Below are 16,207 nucleotides of genomic sequence, written 5' to 3' on the forward strand. Positions count from 1 at the left end.
AGCCGGATCAGGTGCGATGCCTGTTCCCGGTCTATGCCGAGTACACTGTGCGGCCCGCGACCAGTGTTTGCAAGACCTTGCCCTGCAGGCGCGCGCCTTCGAAACAGGTGTTTTTCGAGCGCGAGCGAATGCCGCTTTCACTGACGATCCAGGGTTCGTCCAGATCAACAATCGCAAGGTCGGCGACAGCACCAGGCTTCAGTGTGCCGCCGGGCAATCCGAACAGCCTTGCCGGCGCGGTGGACAGGGTTTCGATCAGACGCAGCAGCGGCACATCGCCATTGTGGTGGAGCCGCAAGGCGGCGCCAAGCAACGTCTCCAATCCGATGGCTCCGGCCGCGGCGTCGGCGAAGGGCAGGCGCTTGGTGTCGACATCCTGTGGATCGTGCGAGGAGACAATGATGTCGACCGTGCCGTCCCTGACCGCCTCGATCATCGCCAGCCGGTCTTCCTCGGCGCGCAGCGGCGGTGTCAGGCGGAAGAAGGTGCGGTACTCGCCAACATCGTTTTCATTGAGCGACAGATTGTGGATCGAAACGCCCGAGGTGACGGCAGCGCCGTCGGCTTTGGCGCGCGTCACGGCGTTTGCCGCCATAGCCGTCGAGATCTTCGCCGCGTGATAGGAACCGCGCGTCAGCCGCGCCAAAGCCAGATCGCGCTCCAGCGGGATGGATTCGGCTTCACGCGGAATGCCGGAGAGGCCGAGCCAGCTGGCGTACAGGCCTTCGTTCATGACGCCGGACGAACCGAGGTCGGCATCCTGCGTCTCATGCACAATGGTGGCGCCGAAGTCGCGCGCATAGGTCAGCGCCCGGCGCATCACCAGCGCGCTTGCTATGGTGTGGCGGCCATCGGTGAAGGCGACGGCGCCCGCCTCGCGCAAAAGGCCGAATTCCGTCATCTCGCGGCCGTCGAGGCCCTTGGTGATCGCCGCCGCCGGAAAGACGTTGACGATCGCCGTGTCCTTGGCGGTACGCAGCACGAATTCGACCAGTGCGACATTGTCGATCACCGGATCGGTATCGGGCATCATGACGATGGAGGTGACGCCGCCGGCCGCGGCCGCAACACTCGCCGAAGCGATGGTTTCGCGATGCTCGCCACCTGGTTCGCCGATGAAGACGCGGCCATCGATCAGGCCGGGGATGATCGCCTTGTTGGCGCAGTCGATGACGGTCGCTCCCCCGGGCACGCCCTGGTTCAACGCCGCCTTGCCGGCGGCAACGATCTTCTTGCCATCGACAATGACGGAGCCGACTTCGTCGATGCCGCGCGAGGGGTCGACGATGCGGGCGCGTTCAAAGACCGTCGTGCTCATGCGCCGCGACCCTCTTGATTGCGGCCCTCTTGATTACGACGGGGATCAAGCAGCGCTTCCATCACCGCCATGCGAACGGCGACGCCCATCTCCACCTGTTCCTGGATGACGCTTTGCGGGCCGTCGGCGATTTCCGAGGCGATCTCGACACCGCGGTTCATCGGGCCCGGATGCATCACCAGTGCGTCCTCCTTGGCCGCCTTCAGCTTTTCGGCGTCGAGGCCGAAATAGCGGAAATATTCGCGCACCGAAGGCACGAAAGCGCCCTCCATCCGCTCGCGCTGCAGGCGCAGCATCATCACCACGTCGGCGTCCTTCAGGCCCTCCGCCATCGAGCGCGTGACGATGACGCCCATCCTGTCGATGCCGGAGGGCAGCAATGTCGAAGGCGCCACCACCCGCACCTGCGCGCCAAGCGCGTTGAGCAGCATGATGTTGGAGCGCGCCACGCGCGAATGCAGGATGTCGCCGCAGATCGCCACGATCAGCTTCGACAGCGGACCCTTGGCGCGGCGGATGGTCAGCGCGTCGAGCAGCGCTTGTGTGGGATGTTCATGCGCCCCGTCGCCGGCATTGACCACCGAGCAGCCGACTTTCTGTGCCAGAAGAGCGGCGGCACCCGCCGACTGGTGGCGGATGATCAGGATGTCGGGCCGCATGGCGTTCAGCGTCATCGCGGTATCGATGAGCGTCTCGCCCTTCTTCACGGAAGAACTCGCCACCGACATGTTCATGACATCGGCGCCGAGCCGCTTTCCGGCCAGCTCGAACGAAGACTGCGTACGGGTCGAGGCCTCGTAGAAGAGATTGATCTGGGTGCGTCCGCGCAGCGTCGAGGTCTTTTTCTCGGACTGCCGCGAGATCGCGACCGCCCTGTCCGCCCTGTCGAGCAAAAGCTCGATATCGGCCGGCGAAAGATCGCTGATGCCAAGAAGATGGCGGTGGGGATAGAGTGGCAGGGACGAAGCGTCGGTCATCTCAAGGGGCTGCTATAGGGTGCGGATTTTGCGCCCGCAAGCACCAGCTTTCGATTGGCGCCGTTCTCCTCGATTTTTTTCGTGTAGATAGCCGATTATATCGGCCGGTATTTTCGTCGCGCACGCGGCGACGCTTGGCTATATCTAGCCGAGGGCCTCGGATTCGTGGCTTTCGCACGATAAGGACCTTCTACCGACACAAGGTCTACCGATAAAAGGATTGGGCGTGACCGACGACGTAACGAACCAGCCGCCGCCGTTGACGGGCGGCAACGCCTGGCGAGGCGATCCGTTGCTGATCCAGCTTGCCGAGCGCTTTTCCGACCCGGTGCGCAAGGACCTGGACGGGCTCGGCCGTTTCGTGCTGACGCAGGAGGCGCAGGAACTGGCCCGCCTCGCCAATGTCGAGACGCCGAAGCTCAGGACCCATGACCGCCAGGGACGACGCATCGACCTCGTCGAATTCCACCCCGCTTATCACGCCTTGATGCGCCGTTCGGTGGCGAACGGCCTGCATTCCTCGGTCTGGGAAAATGGCGACGCCGAGATCGGCCGCCGCCATCAGGTGCGCTCCGCCCGCTTCTATTTGACGGCAGAGCTGGAGACCGGGCATCTCTGCCCGATAACCATGACCAGCGCCTCGCTTGCGGCGTTGATGGCCAGCCCGAAACTGTTCCGCGAATGGGCGCCGCGGGTCACGACGCGCAAATACGACCAGAGCCAGAAGCCGCCGGTCGAGAAGACCGGGCTGACGCTCGGCATGGGCATGACCGAGAAGCAGGGCGGCACGGATGTGCGCGCCAATACGACAAGGGCGGAACGCGCCGGCAGCGGCTTCTACCGCCTGACCGGCCACAAATGGTTCATGTCGGCGCCGATGTCGGATGCCTTCCTGGTGCTGGCACAGGCGCCGGAGGGACTGTCCTGCTTCCTCGTGCCGCGTGTTCTCGGTGATGGATCGGGCAATGGCTTCCGCTTCCAGCGGCTGAAGGACAAGCTCGGCAACCGCTCCAACGCGTCTTCCGAGGTCGAGTTCGTCAACGCCATCGGCGAGATGGTCGGCGAACCCGGCGCCGGCGTGAAGACGATCATGGACATGGTGACCCTGACCCGGCTCGACTGTGCCGTTGCGTCCTCGGCGATCATGCGGGCAGGGCTGGCGGAAGCGGTTCATCATGCCCGCCACCGCCAGGTGTTCGGTTCGACCTTGATCGAGCAACCGTTGATGCAGCGCGTGCTGGCCGACATGGCGCTCGATGTCGCTGCGGCAACCGCGCTGTCGTTCAGGCTGGCGCGCTCCTTCGACGAAGCGGCCAGCGATCGCGGCGAGGCGGCATTCGCCCGCGCCATGACCCCGGTCGTCAAATACTGGGTGTGCAAGATCGCGCCGCCGCTGCTCTTCGAGGCGATGGAGTGCCTCGGCGGCAATGGCTATGTCGAGGAAGCGCCGCTCGCCCGTTATTATCGCGAGGCCCCGGTTAACGCGATCTGGGAAGGTTCGGGCAACGTCATGGCGCTCGACGTGCTGCGTGTGCTCGGCCGCGCGCCGGGCCTGTTCGAAGAGGTGCTGGGAGGAATCGACCGCGACCTCGGCGCCGGTGGGCGCGGCACGATCGGCGTGCTGAAGGCAGCAATGCAGGTTGCTTCAACCGATGAGGGCTCGGCCCGGCTGCTGACCGAACAACTGGCGCTGTCGGCAGCGGCGGCGGAATTGCGCCGGCTGGGGGCAGGGCGGATCGCCGATGCCTTCGTCGAGACGCGCCTGGCCGGCCAGTGGCGCAACACCTATGGCATGCTCGATTCGCGCCACGATGCCCGCATGATCATCGACACGCTCTATCCGCCGGTGAACTGAGCCGAGAACCGCCGGGTCGCTGTGCGCCCTGTGGATCGCCGTTAACCTTAACAAATGGTTTCCATTGCGGCGGCGGGCGGCAAAGCCCACTGTCATGCCTGCCGAAGCAGGATCCACGATGCGACACGTATTGACCTCCTTTCTGTCCGTGCACTGGGCGATTGTTTTCGCCCTGCTGGCACTGATCTGCATCGATGGAAACCGCGGCGTGGCCGCAGCCCTCGGCGTGCTCGGCGTCACCGTCGAGAGCGCCCGGTTCGTCAATCTGGAGAATGTCATCGTTGTCGCGCCGCTGGCGACAGCATTGCTGGTTGTCTCGGTGCTGTTCTTCTGGGCCTTTGTCGATTCCTTGATCAACGATGCGGCCAATCCGGGCGCAGACAGCGTCGTTCGCATGGCCTTCATTTCCGCTTCAGGCGTGCTGTCGATGATCCTGATCGGTGGCGCCGCGCAGGGCATCAACGGGCTTTTCATGGTCGTCGCGGTGCAACTGGCCGCGCTTCTGGCCTCCTATGTCGCTATGCTCGCCGAGCGGCGCTCGGCAGCCGCGTCCGATGACGCGGATTTCCATGCCATGGCGCACAGCATGGCGAAGGCAGCGGCCCATAATTCGCTGCTCTCCCTGATATCGGGCCGAACTGGACCGAACGGGAAGGGAGGCCGCTGATGCGTTATATCTTCGGAATGTGGGCGGCCCCGATGGCGATCTTCTGGGGCTGGTTCTATCTGTCGGCCAACGACCTCAATTTCGGCTACGTCATGCTCAGCCGGCAGACGCACGACTTCTTCTTCCAGCTCTACGGTCAGATGCTGGGCATCGACCCGTCGATCATCCCGGGAATGGTAGCGAAGACGTGTATCTTCGACGGGTTTCTGCTGCTGGCCCTGTGGGCGTTTCGCCGCCGTCGCGAAATCGCCGGCTGGATCAGTCGGCGTTGGGCGGTCCAGGTTCCGTTCGTTCGGCTGCATCGAGCGACCGAAGCCGGTCCAAAACTCCCTGCAGAATAAAGGCGGCCGCCGCCGAATCGATCTTGCCGGCGCGTTTGGCGCGCGAGAAATCCATTTCTATCAGCGTCCTTTCGGCCGCGACCGTCGACAGCCGTTCATCCCACAACACGAAGGGCAGGTCGCTCAGCTGCGCCATGTTGCGCACGAAGGCGCGCGATTTCTGCGCGCGCGGACCTTCCGACCCATCCATGTTGATCGGCAGCCCGATCGCCACCGCGCCGACATTCTCCTTCTCCAGCAAGGCCAGAAGCACGGCGGCGTCGAGGGAGAATTTCCTTCGCATGATGACCGGGCGTGGATGGGCGAAGGAGAATCCCCGATCGGAAACCGCGACGCCGATCGTCTTGTCGCCGAGATCGAGCCCCGCCAGCGTCCTGCCATTGGCGAGCCGCGCCGGCAATTGCTCAATCGTGATGATAGCCAACGGTTTTTCCTTGTCTTTTTCAGCGGCACGCATCCTTCCGGATAGGCGGCGGACACTATACCCTTTGATCTCGGGGCTATCGGCGTTCTATCCTTTGGCCCGGCAAAAATCGAGGAATGCATACATGAAACTGACCTGGTACGGCCATTCGGCCTTCCGTATCGAGACCGCTGACGCCAAGATCCTCATCGACCCCTATCTGATCGGCAACCCATCCTGGACGGGCGGCTGGGAAGGGCCGGCGGAAGGGATCACGCATGTCCTGCTGACGCACGGGCATAGCGACCACATCAGCGGCGCGCTGGAAGTGCTCGGCAAGAGCGGTGCCCAGCTGGTCGCCAATTTCGAGATATGCATGTATCTGGTCGGCAAGGGTGTGGACGGCAACAAGATCAATCCCGGCAACATCGGCGGCACGGTCGATTGCGGCGGCTTCACCACCACTTTTGTCCAGGCGCTGCACTCCTCCTCGTTTGGCGAAGACGGCGGCAGGAATGTCTATCTCGGCAATCCCGGCGGGCTGGTCCTGCATTTCCCGGAAGACCGGACGCTCTACCATATGGGCGATACGGACATTTTTTCCGACATGGCGCTGATCAACGAACTGCATGAGCCGAAGATCGGCATCGTGCCGATCGGCGACCGTTTCACCATGGGCGGCGCGGTGGCGGCACTTGCATGTCGCCGCTTCTTCAACTTCGACACAGTCGTGCCTTGCCACTTCGGCACGTTTCCAATGATCGATCCGACGCCCGAGAAATTCGAGGCCGGCCTGGAAGGGTCCGGCGTGAAGGTCGCATTGCCTGATATCGGTCAGACGATTACGATCTAGAAACAGCCAAAGCGGAACAAATCCATGGCGTTGGGGCGATCTCTTTGTGTGTCGATGTTTGTCGCGGCGTCGCCCGCGCTCGCCGCGGATGATTTCATCGAAGGCGTATATCTGCAGTCCGAGGAGCTTTGCACGCAGGCCAGGAAGGACACGCTGCAGACGTTGATCGACGCCGGCAACATCGTGCTTTCCGTGCATGGCTTGCAGGGCGTCGAATACAATTGCGAGTTCGTCCAGGTCAGCAAGGCGACGCGCTCGCCGAGCTGGGCGGTGACTGCCATCTGCCAGGAACCGGGCTATGTCTTTCCCGATCTCCTGTCGGTGACGCGGATCAGCCCGACGCAACTCGATCTCGTGTCGGTCCGGCCGATCGACGACGAAAGTGAGGCGAGCGGCAACAGCGGCAGCTACTATCTATGCGAGGGCGTTGCCCTGCCATGACGATGATGCAACGCGTCAGGTCGCTTTTTCGCCGTGAGCGGCTGGTGTTCCCAAAACTGGAACTGCACGTCGCGCATGGCTGCAATCTGTCTTGCGAAAGTTGCTCGCACTACTCCAATCACGCCCATTCCGGCACCGTCTCGCTCGATGAGGCGGATCGCTGGATGGGATTGTGGAGCCGGCGCATAGACGTCGTGTGGTTCTCTCTACTGGGCGGAGAGCCCACCATCCATCCGGAGCTGCCTGCCTTTGTCGGGCTGGTCCGGCGGCATTGGCCGGGTGCGCGCATAGAAATCGTCAGCAACGGCTTCTTCCTGCACCGTCACCCGACATTGCCGGCAATTCTGGCCGCCGATGGCAATACCCAATTGTGCGTCTCGGTTCATCACCCCTCCGAGGAGTATCAGGCGAGATTGAAATCGGTCTTCGATCTCGTGGAGGCGTGGCGCCGGGAACACGGGCTGCATATCGAGATCCGCCCATCCGACAAGAACTGGACCCGGCGTTACGAAGGCTTCGGCGACACCATGTCGCCGTTCGAAGACGGCGATCCTCGCGCCAGTTGGGAAATCTGCCCGGCTCGCCATTGCAAGCAACTCCACGACGGGCAGATCTGGAAATGCGGTCCTCTCGCCTATCTGCCAATGCAGAAGGCAAAATACCGGCTTTCCGGCAAATGGGATCCTTATCTGGCATATCGACCGCTTGAGCCAGGTTGCTCCATGGCGGAATTGCGAGCCTTCGCGGCGCTGGAAGACGAGGACGCATGCGGCATGTGTTCGTCCACGAAGCGATTGTTCGAGTTGCCCAACCCGCTGCGGCGCTCCAAGGACCGGGTCGGCACCGCTGCCTAGCGCGATGCCAGGCACGATGCATGTTGCGCAGTGCGCGCCGCGCCGCTATAGCCCGAACTGGTTTTCCCCGAGGCAAATGTATGTCCGTTGATGTCAAGACAGTGAAGCGCGTGGCGCGTCTCGCCCGCATTGCGGTCAGCGAAGAAGATGCCGAGCGCATGACCGGCGAGCTGAACGCCATCCTTGGTTTTGTCGAGCAGCTGAACGAGGTCGATGTCTCCGGCGTCGAGCCGATGACCTCGGTGACGCCGATGGAGATGAAGAAGCGCCAGGACGTCGTCACCGACGGCAACAAGGCGGCCGACATCGTCGCCAACGCGCCGGCGACCGAAGAGAATTTCTTCCTCGTGCCGAAGGTCGTGGAGTAGGGCGCCGATGGCAATCGAGATCGCCATCGAGACGCCGCTGCAGGACGATGTGCGCGGGCTGGTCCAGGAACTCAACGAGACCTTGCTCGAACTGACGCCGCCTGAGCATTGCTACCATCTGACGGTCGAGCAGATGGCGGGCCAGGATACGACCGTTTTCATCGCTCGCGACGACGGAATCGCCATCGGTTGTGGGGCGCTGAAACGCCATGGCGACGCCATCGGCGAGGTCAAGCGCATGTACACGCGGCCTTCGCATCGCGGCCGCAAGATCGGCGCGGGGATCGTCGAACGGGTCGAGGCGCTGGCGCGGCAGGAAGGACTGAGGCGGCTGGTGCTGGAGACGGGCGATCGTCATCCCGCGGCCTGGGCCGTCTACGAACGTGCCGGGTTCTCGCGCTGCGGCCCGGTGCTGGATTATCCCGATTCCGAGTGGTCGGTATTTTACGAAAAGAGCCTTTGATGAGCGACCTGACCCGACTGACGATTTCGCAGGCCCGCGCCAAGCTGCGCGGCAAGGAAATCACCGCGACCGAGATCACCGAGGCCTATCTCTCGGCGATCGATCGCGCCAATCCGGCGCTCAATGCCTATGTCGCTGTGACCGGCGACAGAGCGCGCGACATGGCCAAGGCGTCCGATGCCAGGCTGGTCAAGGGCGAGGGCGGTGCGCTGGAAGGCATTCCGCTGGGGATCAAGGATCTGTTCGGCACCGAAGGCGTTCATACCCAGGCCTGCAGCCATGTACTCGACGGCTTCAAGCCGCGCTACGAATCGACTGTCACCGCCAATCTGTGGGCCGACGGCGCGGTGATGCTCGGCAAGCTCAACATGGATGAGTTCGCCATGGGCTCGTCCAACGAGACATCCTATTATGGCCCGGTCATAAACCCGTGGCGGCGTTCTCGCCTCGACACGGTGGTGATGCCGACGACGCATCAGGGCGACGGCGGCTTCGTATCGGCCGGCGGCACGAAAACCCAGCGCAGCCTGGACAATGCGCAACTGGTGCCGGGCGGCTCTTCCGGTGGTTCGGCGACCGCCGTCTCGGCCTTCCTGTGCGCCGGCGCCACGGCCACGGACACTGGCGGTTCCATCCGTCAGCCGGCCGCGTTCACCGGAACCGTCGGCATCAAGCCGACCTATGGCCGCTGCTCACGCTGGGGCATCGTCGCCTTCGCCTCGTCTCTCGACCAGGCCGGACCGATCGCGCGCGACGTGCGCGACGCCGCGATCCTGCTCAGGTCGATGGCCTCCGTTGATCCGAAGGACACGACCTCGGTCGACCGGCCGGTGCCCGACTATGAGGCGGCGATCGGCAAGCCGATCAAGGGCATGAAGGTCGGCATTCCCAAGGAATACCGCGTCGCCGGCATGCCCGAGGAGATCGAGGCACTGTGGCAGAAGGGCATTGCCTGGCTCAAGGATGCCGGCGCCGAGATCGTCGACATTTCCTTGCCGCACACCAAATACGCGCTGCCGGCCTACTACATCGTTGCGCCGGCGGAAGCTTCATCCAACCTCGCGCGCTATGACGGCGTCCGCTACGGCTTGCGCGTGCCAGGCAAGGACATTGTCGAGATGTATGAGAAGACCCGCGCGGCCGGTTTCGGCCGCGAGGTCAAGCGCCGCATCATGATCGGCACCTATGTGCTGTCGGCCGGCTACTATGACGCCTACTATCTGCAGGCCCAGAAAGTCCGCAACCTGATCAAGCGCGACTTCGAAAACGTCTTCGCGGCCGGCGTCGACGTGATCCTGACCCCCGCGACCCCGTCGGCCGCCTTCGGCATCGCCGACGAGGACATGGCCGCCGACCCGGTCAAGATGTACCTCAACGACATTTTCACGGTCACCGTGAACATGGCCGGCTTGCCGGGCATCGCCGTGCCGGCCGGTCTCGATCCCAAGGGCCTGCCGCTTGGCCTGCAGCTCATCGGCAGGCCGTTCGAGGAAGAGACGCTGTTCCAGACCGCCGCCGTCATCGAGCAGGCGGCCGGCACATTCCAGCCGGAAAAGTGGTGGTAAGGGTATCGCTCGTCTAGCGCGTAAAGGGATGCGCGACGCCGCAATGGGGTGAGCGATGTTCTTCCTTCTTTCCAAGGTCTTCTGGTTCTTCATCCAGCCACTCAACCTGACGATCTTCCTGCTTCTGGCGGGGCTGATCGCCGGGATGATCGGCCGGCGGCGGCTGGCAGTCACCGGCAGCGTGCTCGGGTTTCTGATCCTTGCGCTCTCGACCTGGACGTCGCTTGGCGCGATGATGCTCAACCCGCTGGAAGAACGCTTTCCGCGCCCGCCGTTGCCGCAAAAGGTCGATGGCATCATCGTGCTTGGCGGCGGCTTCGAGGGCGCCATCAACTTGGCGCGTGGCGGCTATGAATTGGGCAGCAGCGGCGACCGCATGGTCGAGACCGCAATCCTCGCCCGGCGCTTCCCACAGGCCAAGGTGGTTGTATCGGGCGGACACGGCTCGTTTTTCATCGACGCCGAGGGGGACGCCGACACCGCGTCCCGCCTGCTCGTCCCGCTTGGTGTATCGGCCGATCGTCTTGTCCTCGAGGACAAGTCCCGCAACACGTACGAAAATGCGGTCTTCAGCCGCAAACTCGTCGAACCGAAGCCGGGCGAGACCTGGCTGCTGGTGACCTCTGCCTTCCACATGCCAAGGGCCAAGGCGCTGTTCGACAAGGCTGGGTTTCCAACCGTTCCATGGCCGGTCGACTATCACACTTCCGGCAAGGAAGGTGTCGGCTTGTTTCGCGACAATCCGATCGATTCCGTGCAGAACACCACCATAGCGCTCCGCGAATGGATCGGGCTTTTCGCCTATTGGCTTTCGGGCCGCATCGATCAGCCGTTTCCGGCGCCGGGCGGCTGACCGATGACGGCGCGCCGCGCCGCCGAGAAGAACTGGCGGCGCACCAGCACGGCCAGCAACAGCAGCGTCGACAGCACAAACACCACCGGGTCGACGAACCAGCCGAGATAGCCGATCGAGAAGAACACGCCGCGCAGGCCCGAGTTGAAATGCTTGCCGGCCAGCATGTTCATCTGCGCCGCCCGCCACACCGCCGTTTCCGTGACCGGATTGCGTGAGGCTTCGCCGTGCGGGATCGGCACCGCGCCGATCAGGATCGAGCAGTAGTTGAACAGCCGGTAGGCCCAGCCGAATTTGAAGAAGGAAAAGGCGAGGATCAGCACCAGTCCCAGCACCTTGATCTGGAAGGCCGGGCGCGACGGCGCTCCGCCGAGCGGCAGGTTGCTCAGCACTTCAAGCACCCGGTCGGACGCGCCGAGCAAGGCAAAGCAGCCGCCGAGCGCGATCAGGGAACTGGAGGCGAAGAAAGCGGTTCCCTGCTGCAGGCCGCTCATGATGGCGGTGTCGACAATACGGATTTCGCGTTCGGCCATGGTGCGCATCCAGGCTTCGCGCTGCGCATTCATCGCCGTCGTCAGCGACATGCGGCTGACCAGCTTGCCGTCGGAGGCGAGCGTGTGCAGCAGCCACGCGATCAGGAAGAAGGCCAGCGCCCCGAAATCAGCCATCGAAAGATAGAAGGAATCGCCCATGGGCTGAATTTATCACATCCAGCGTGGTCGCTTCGATGCGGGCTCACGTGATCGACGGCAATGTCGCTGCCGGAGCAAACAAGGTCGGCAGGTGCTGCGCCGCGATTGCCAAAAGAGCGGAAACATCCGGGGAATTCCTATATCTGTATGTAGTCCTCGACGTGCCCCAGGAGACAGCGTGTTCCTTTCGGTTTTCGACCTGTTCAAGATCGGCATCGGCCCCTCCAGCTCTCACACGATGGGGCCGATGACTGCCGCGCGTCGGTTTCTCGACGAGGTCGCGGGGGACGACTGGCCGCGTCCCGCCGGCGCCAAGGTCGCCCGCATCGGGGCCAGCCTGCACGGCTCGCTCGCCTATACCGGAATCGGCCATGGCAGCGACCGCGCCGTTATCCTCGGCCTCGCCGGCCAGACGCCGCAAACAGTCGATCCCGACCAGGCCGACGGCATTGTCGGCCGCATCACCGCCGACAGGCTGATTTCACCGCCCGGTCACCCGTCCTACCATTTCGACCCGGCCACGGATCTGGTGCTCGACCGCAAGACGCCGCTCACGGGTCACGCCAACGGCATGGCGTTCTATGCCTATGATTCCGGTGGCCGTCTGCTTCTCAAGCGCATCTACTATTCGATCGGCGGCGGCTTCGTGGTCTCGGAAGAAGAATTGCAGCGGATGAAGGCCAAGGGGTCGGTGACGACTGAAGGCAAGAAAGTGCCTTATCCCTTCAAGAACGCGGTCGAGATGCTGAAGATGGCGGCCAAGAGCGGCCTTTCCATCGCCGAGATGAAGCGCGTCAACGAGGAAACGCAGATGTCGCGCGAGGAGCTCGATGCCGGCCTCGACGCGATCTGGAACGCGATGAAGGGCTGCATCGACCGTGGCCTGTCGCAGGACGGCATCATGCCTGGTGGGCTGAAGGTGCGGCGCCGCGCCCGGCAACTCCACGACAAGCTGCAGGAACAGTGGCAACAGAACCGGCCAAATCCGCTGCTCGCCAATGACTGGCTGTCGATCTACGCGATGGCGGTCAACGAGGAGAATGCGGCGGGCGGGCGCGTCGTCACCGCGCCGACCAATGGCGCAGCCGGCACGCTGCCGGCGGTGCTTCGCTACTGGCTGCATTTCCATCCCGAGGCCGACCAGCCGAGCATCCGCGACTTCCTGCTGACGGCAGCGGCCGTCGGCGGCATCATCAAGACCAATGCGTCGATCTCGGGCGCCGAGGTCGGATGCCAGGGCGAGGTCGGTTCCGCCTCGGCAATGGCCGCGGCCGGCTTGTGCGCCGTCATGGGCGGTACGGCAATGCAGGTGGAGAATGCGGCCGAAATCGCGCTCGAACACCATCTCGGCATGACCTGCGATCCGGTCGGCGGGCTGGTGCAGGTGCCATGCATCGAACGCAATGCTCTCGGCGCGGTCAAGGCGGTGACCGCCGCGTCATTGGCCATCAAGGGCGACGGCGTTCACTTCGTGCCGCTCGACTCGGCGATCGAGACCATGCGCCAGACCGGCCTCGACATGAACGAGAAGTACAAGGAAACCAGCCTCGGCGGGCTCGCCGTCAATGTCGTGGAGTGCTGAGGGCGTCTGGCACTGTGGAGAAGTTCGTCAGGCCGTTGACGTGTCGGCGCTCCGGACTAACCTTAGCGAATGGCTCTCAATCTCCTAAAACTGTGCGTCGGCTGCGACAGCGTCGAGGATCTCGAGGAATGGATCGAGTTCCGTCTCGACGAACGGCGCCGGGCCGGTGAACCGGTCGAACACTGGCACACCACGCGCATGGTGCCGACGCGGGGCGCCGAGATCACCGATGGCGGTTCACTCTACTGGGTGATCAAGGGCAACGTGCAGTGCCGCCAGCTGATCACCGAAATCCGGCCGTTCACCGACGACGAGGGCATCGGCCGCTGCCATTTGATGCTCGATCCGCAAGTCGTGCGCACTGACTGGCAGCCGCGGCGGGCTTTCCAGGGCTGGCGCTACCTGAAACCTTCGGACGCGCCACTCGATCTCGGCAAGGGCAAGGCCGGACTGGTCGAGATGCCGCCCAAACTCAGGCGCGAGCTCGCCGACCTCGGCTTGCTGTAGGTCTCCGCGCACAAGCGTTGCCTGTCCTGGCGCGGGCTGTTTCTGGCCCTCAATCTTGCCTCGCACTGGACTTGCAAGCGGAGCCACAACGCCACATCTTGAAATTCATGCGCGATCAAAAGCTGTCGAACTCGACGAAAGCCGCGGCGTTCGCCGGGCCGGCCTGCATGGCGGCCTCTTCCCGCCCGAGGGAAGGCCATCATTCCGGCGCAGAAAAAGTGTTTGATGACATCACGCGGCTGTCCGGGCCGACAGGGTATCCGCGGGGCGGTGGGAAATGTTAGGCGCAATTATCGTTCTGGTCGCATTGCTGCTGGTGCTCTTGGCCGTAGTCTCGGCCTTCCTCCGGGCAGACCCGGCCCGGCTCGCGAGCGCGACGAGAACACTGGGTCCGGTGCTGCTGGCGCTGGCAGGCGGCGCCGTGCTTCTGGTCGGTCGAAGCGGAATCGGCGGCGTCATCCTGTTCGTGGCAATCGGCTGGTATGCCGCCACGCACGCGAACCGACCCAAGGTCAGTTCGGCGTCGGGAAAACGCTCAACGGTGCGGACGGCAGCACTCGAGATGGAACTGGATCACAATACGGGCGGCCTTGAAGGACTGGTTCTGGCCGGCCGTCACGACGGCAAGATGCTTGGCGCGATGGGCCTTGCGGAGCTGCAGCATCTCTACCGCGAACTCTCCGGCGATGCGGAGAGTCGCCAACTGCTAGAGACGTATCTTGACGGCAGATTTCCCGTCTGGCGCAAAAACACTGAGGCGAACGGTGGCGAAGGGCTGGGTGTTGCGCCAGGTCCGGGCTCCATGACTAAGGAGGAGGCCTACAAGGTCCTTGGTCTTGAAGCGGGGGCCGCCGCGGCGGATGTCCGCAAGGCGCACCGCCGCCTGATGCAGCGCCTGCACCCCGATGTCGGCGGCACGTCTTTCCTGGCGGCGCGAATTAACGAAGCCAAGGACGTCTTGCTCTCCAATCACAATTAGTTCTCCTTCGACGCAGCAATTTTCCGGGAGATCGCTTCCACGCCGTCCTATTGCTGGACGGCGTAGCACTCGATTTTCTTCTTCTTCAAAGCAGTGCAGGCCTTCCAAGCGGCGTCCTTCGATCCGAAGCCGCCGAAGCGGGCGCGGTAATAGGTGACGCCGTCCTTGTCGAAGGCAACGGTGAAGCCGGCGGCATCCGCCAGCACCTTGGGTGCCTGCTTGGTGGTCTTGTCGAGGAATGCCTGGGCTTCCGACTGCTTAGGCGACGATGCGACCTGGATGGCCCAGCCCGACGGTACCGACGCCGTGTTGACCGGATCGACAGCCGGTGTCGGTTCGGCATAGGCGGCCACGACCTGTGCCGTGGCGACCTTGGGGGCAGCGACGATGACGGTCTTCACCTTCTTTGCCGGGACTACCAGCTTGGGTGCCTCGGCCTGAGCGGTCTCCTCGTCCTCGCTGTCGCCCTGGGCAACGGTTGCGTCGTCGGCGACGGCCGTGTCGTCTTCAGCGACGGCTACCGGCTTTTCGTCCGGGGTCGGCGCGTCGTGCTTGGGCAGCAGAACCTTGGCAAGTGCCTTGATCGGATTGTTGCTGTCAGCCTTGGCGACCAGATCGCCACCACCGCGGGTCGATGCCCTGGGCATATAGGTGTTGATCAGGCTTGCCATCTGGTTGTCGCGGCTGCCGCCCGACGTTCCGCCCATGACAACGGCGACGAGCCGGCGGTTGCCGTCGGAGACGGACGAGACGAGATTGAAGCCGGAGGCGCGGGTGTAGCCGGTTTTGATGCCGTCGACGCCCTTGATGCGTCCAAGCAGGCGGTTATGCCCGTTGATGCGCTGGCGGCCGTAGAGAAAGGAGCGCTGCGAGAAATAGCCATAGTACTGGGGAAAATGCTCCCGCAGTGCGATGCCCAGCGTGGCCATGTCGCGCGCGGTGGTGAACTGGCCAGGGTCGGGCAGGCCGTTGGCGTTGCGGAAGACGGTGCCGTTCATGCCGAGCTGCCGCGCCTTGGCGGTCATCATGCGGGCAAAGGTGCTTTCATCACCGCCGAGCATTTCGCCGAGCGCGGTGGCCGAATCATTCGCCGACTTGGTGACGATCGACAGGATCGCGGTCTCGACCGTTACCGAACCGCCAGGCTTCACGCCAAGCTTCGTAGGCGCCTCGGCGGAGGCATGGGCCGAAAACACCACCGGCGAGTTTCTGCTGATCTTGCCCTTCGCCATGGCTTCGAAGGTCAGATAGAGCGTCATCATCTTGGTCAGCGACGCCGGATAGCGCCTGCCGTTGGCATCCGCGGAGTACAGCACCTTGCCCGTCTTGGCGTCCACGACAATGGCTGCCGGCCGCGCTGCCAGCGACGTGGCGACGTCAGCGCAAACGAATGTCATCGCCAAGGCGAAGACCATGATCGCTTTGAGGGGGGAGGTGGATTTGGAAACGATGCCCAACAACGCCTGACGCACTGATATTTCCCTTGAAT

Annotated in this window: 18 protein-coding genes; 13 read left to right on the forward strand and 5 right to left on the reverse strand. The window is 63.6% G+C overall.

Annotated features, from left to right (window positions below):
- Positions 1–31 precede the first annotated feature (31 nt).
- Positions 32–1,318 (reverse strand): dihydroorotase, encoded by a 1,287-nt coding sequence (locus MesoLj_RS21440; RefSeq protein WP_140773490.1) that lies wholly within the window; start codon positions 1,316–1,318, stop codon positions 32–34.
- Complete coding sequence (locus MesoLj_RS21445) at positions 1,315–2,295, reverse strand: aspartate carbamoyltransferase catalytic subunit (RefSeq protein ID WP_140773492.1); 981 nt, start codon at positions 2,293–2,295, stop codon at positions 1,315–1,317. Before MesoLj_RS21445 ends, MesoLj_RS21440 begins: the two co-directional genes overlap by 4 nt.
- Positions 2,296–2,521: 226 nt before the next feature.
- Between MesoLj_RS21445 and MesoLj_RS21450 the strand changes: the two genes are divergently transcribed.
- From MesoLj_RS21450 to MesoLj_RS21460, 3 genes are all read left to right on the forward strand, one after another.
- The gene (locus MesoLj_RS21450) at positions 2,522–4,150 is read left to right on the forward strand and encodes a DNA alkylation response protein (protein WP_202322290.1); all 1,629 of its coding nucleotides are present in this window, start codon (positions 2,522–2,524) and stop codon (positions 4,148–4,150) included.
- 118 nt (positions 4,151–4,268) lie between these two features.
- The gene (locus MesoLj_RS21455) at positions 4,269–4,817 is read left to right on the forward strand and encodes a hypothetical protein (protein ID WP_140773496.1); all 549 of its coding nucleotides are present in this window, start codon (positions 4,269–4,271) and stop codon (positions 4,815–4,817) included.
- The gene (locus MesoLj_RS21460; RefSeq protein ID WP_140773498.1) at positions 4,817–5,158 is read left to right on the forward strand and encodes a DUF6105 family protein; all 342 of its coding nucleotides are present in this window, start codon (positions 4,817–4,819) and stop codon (positions 5,156–5,158) included. The genes MesoLj_RS21455 and MesoLj_RS21460 overlap by 1 nt, the downstream gene beginning before the upstream one ends.
- Here MesoLj_RS21460 and ruvX read toward each other — a convergent pair.
- A complete protein-coding gene (ruvX, locus tag MesoLj_RS21465; protein WP_202322292.1) occupies positions 5,076–5,582 on the reverse strand; it encodes a Holliday junction resolvase RuvX in 507 nt (168 codons plus the stop codon). The genes MesoLj_RS21460 and ruvX overlap by 83 nt on opposite strands.
- A 124-nt stretch (positions 5,583–5,706) precedes the next feature.
- Between ruvX and MesoLj_RS21470 the strand changes: the two genes are divergently transcribed.
- From MesoLj_RS21470 to MesoLj_RS21500, 7 genes are all read left to right on the forward strand, one after another.
- On the forward strand, positions 5,707–6,414 hold the full coding sequence (locus MesoLj_RS21470; RefSeq protein WP_202322294.1) for a metal-dependent hydrolase: 708 nt from the start codon (positions 5,707–5,709) through the stop codon (positions 6,412–6,414).
- Positions 6,415–6,438: 24 nt separating this feature from the next.
- Positions 6,439–6,855: a hypothetical protein gene (locus tag MesoLj_RS21475; RefSeq protein ID WP_140773503.1), complete on the forward strand. Its 417-nt coding sequence runs from the start codon at positions 6,439–6,441 to the stop codon at positions 6,853–6,855.
- A gap of 5 nt (positions 6,856–6,860) precedes the next feature.
- A complete protein-coding gene (locus MesoLj_RS21480; RefSeq protein WP_244735556.1) occupies positions 6,861–7,709 on the forward strand; it encodes a radical SAM protein in 849 nt (282 codons plus the stop codon).
- Positions 7,710–7,789: 80 nt separating this feature from the next.
- Positions 7,790–8,077, forward strand: a complete 288-nt coding sequence (gene gatC / locus MesoLj_RS21485; RefSeq protein ID WP_027044576.1) for an Asp-tRNA(Asn)/Glu-tRNA(Gln) amidotransferase subunit GatC — start codon at positions 7,790–7,792, stop codon at positions 8,075–8,077.
- A 7-nt stretch (positions 8,078–8,084) separates the two neighbouring features.
- The gene (locus tag MesoLj_RS21490) at positions 8,085–8,540 is read left to right on the forward strand and encodes a GNAT family N-acetyltransferase (protein WP_202322296.1); all 456 of its coding nucleotides are present in this window, start codon (positions 8,085–8,087) and stop codon (positions 8,538–8,540) included.
- Positions 8,540–10,105, forward strand: coding sequence for an amidase (locus tag MesoLj_RS21495; RefSeq protein WP_140773506.1), 1,566 nt, complete (start codon positions 8,540–8,542; stop codon positions 10,103–10,105). The genes MesoLj_RS21490 and MesoLj_RS21495 overlap by 1 nt, the downstream gene beginning before the upstream one ends.
- A gap of 55 nt (positions 10,106–10,160) precedes the next feature.
- Positions 10,161–10,958, forward strand: a complete 798-nt coding sequence (locus MesoLj_RS21500; RefSeq protein ID WP_202322298.1) for a YdcF family protein — start codon at positions 10,161–10,163, stop codon at positions 10,956–10,958.
- On the opposite strand, the gene MesoLj_RS21505 is transcribed toward MesoLj_RS21500, so the two are convergent.
- Positions 10,931–11,650 carry a DUF599 domain-containing protein gene (locus MesoLj_RS21505; protein ID WP_140773509.1) on the reverse strand — a complete coding sequence of 240 codons (720 nt, stop codon included), beginning with the start codon at positions 11,648–11,650 and terminating at the stop codon, positions 10,931–10,933. The genes MesoLj_RS21500 and MesoLj_RS21505 overlap by 28 nt on opposite strands.
- Positions 11,651–11,828: 178 nt before the next feature.
- Between MesoLj_RS21505 and MesoLj_RS21510 the strand changes: the two genes are divergently transcribed.
- The 3 genes from MesoLj_RS21510 (at position 11,829) to MesoLj_RS21520 (ending at position 14,718) form a co-directional block, all read left to right on the forward strand.
- Entirely contained in the window at positions 11,829–13,232 is a 1,404-nt protein-coding gene (locus MesoLj_RS21510; RefSeq protein WP_202322301.1) for an L-serine ammonia-lyase, read from the forward strand.
- Between the two features lie 69 nt (positions 13,233–13,301).
- The gene (locus MesoLj_RS21515; RefSeq protein ID WP_202322303.1) at positions 13,302–13,739 is read left to right on the forward strand and encodes a DUF1489 family protein; all 438 of its coding nucleotides are present in this window, start codon (positions 13,302–13,304) and stop codon (positions 13,737–13,739) included.
- 277 nt (positions 13,740–14,016) lie between these two features.
- Complete coding sequence (locus tag MesoLj_RS21520; protein WP_202322307.1) at positions 14,017–14,718, forward strand: DnaJ domain-containing protein; 702 nt, start codon at positions 14,017–14,019, stop codon at positions 14,716–14,718.
- 47 nt (positions 14,719–14,765) lie between these two features.
- On the opposite strand, the gene MesoLj_RS21525 is transcribed toward MesoLj_RS21520, so the two are convergent.
- Positions 14,766–16,190, reverse strand: a complete 1,425-nt coding sequence (locus MesoLj_RS21525) for a D-alanyl-D-alanine carboxypeptidase family protein (protein ID WP_202322308.1) — start codon at positions 16,188–16,190, stop codon at positions 14,766–14,768.
- Positions 16,191–16,207: the final 17 nt, after the last annotated feature.

The sequence above is a fragment of the Mesorhizobium sp. 113-3-9 genome (assembly GCF_016756515.1).
Lineage (GTDB): Bacteria > Pseudomonadota > Alphaproteobacteria > Rhizobiales > Rhizobiaceae > Mesorhizobium.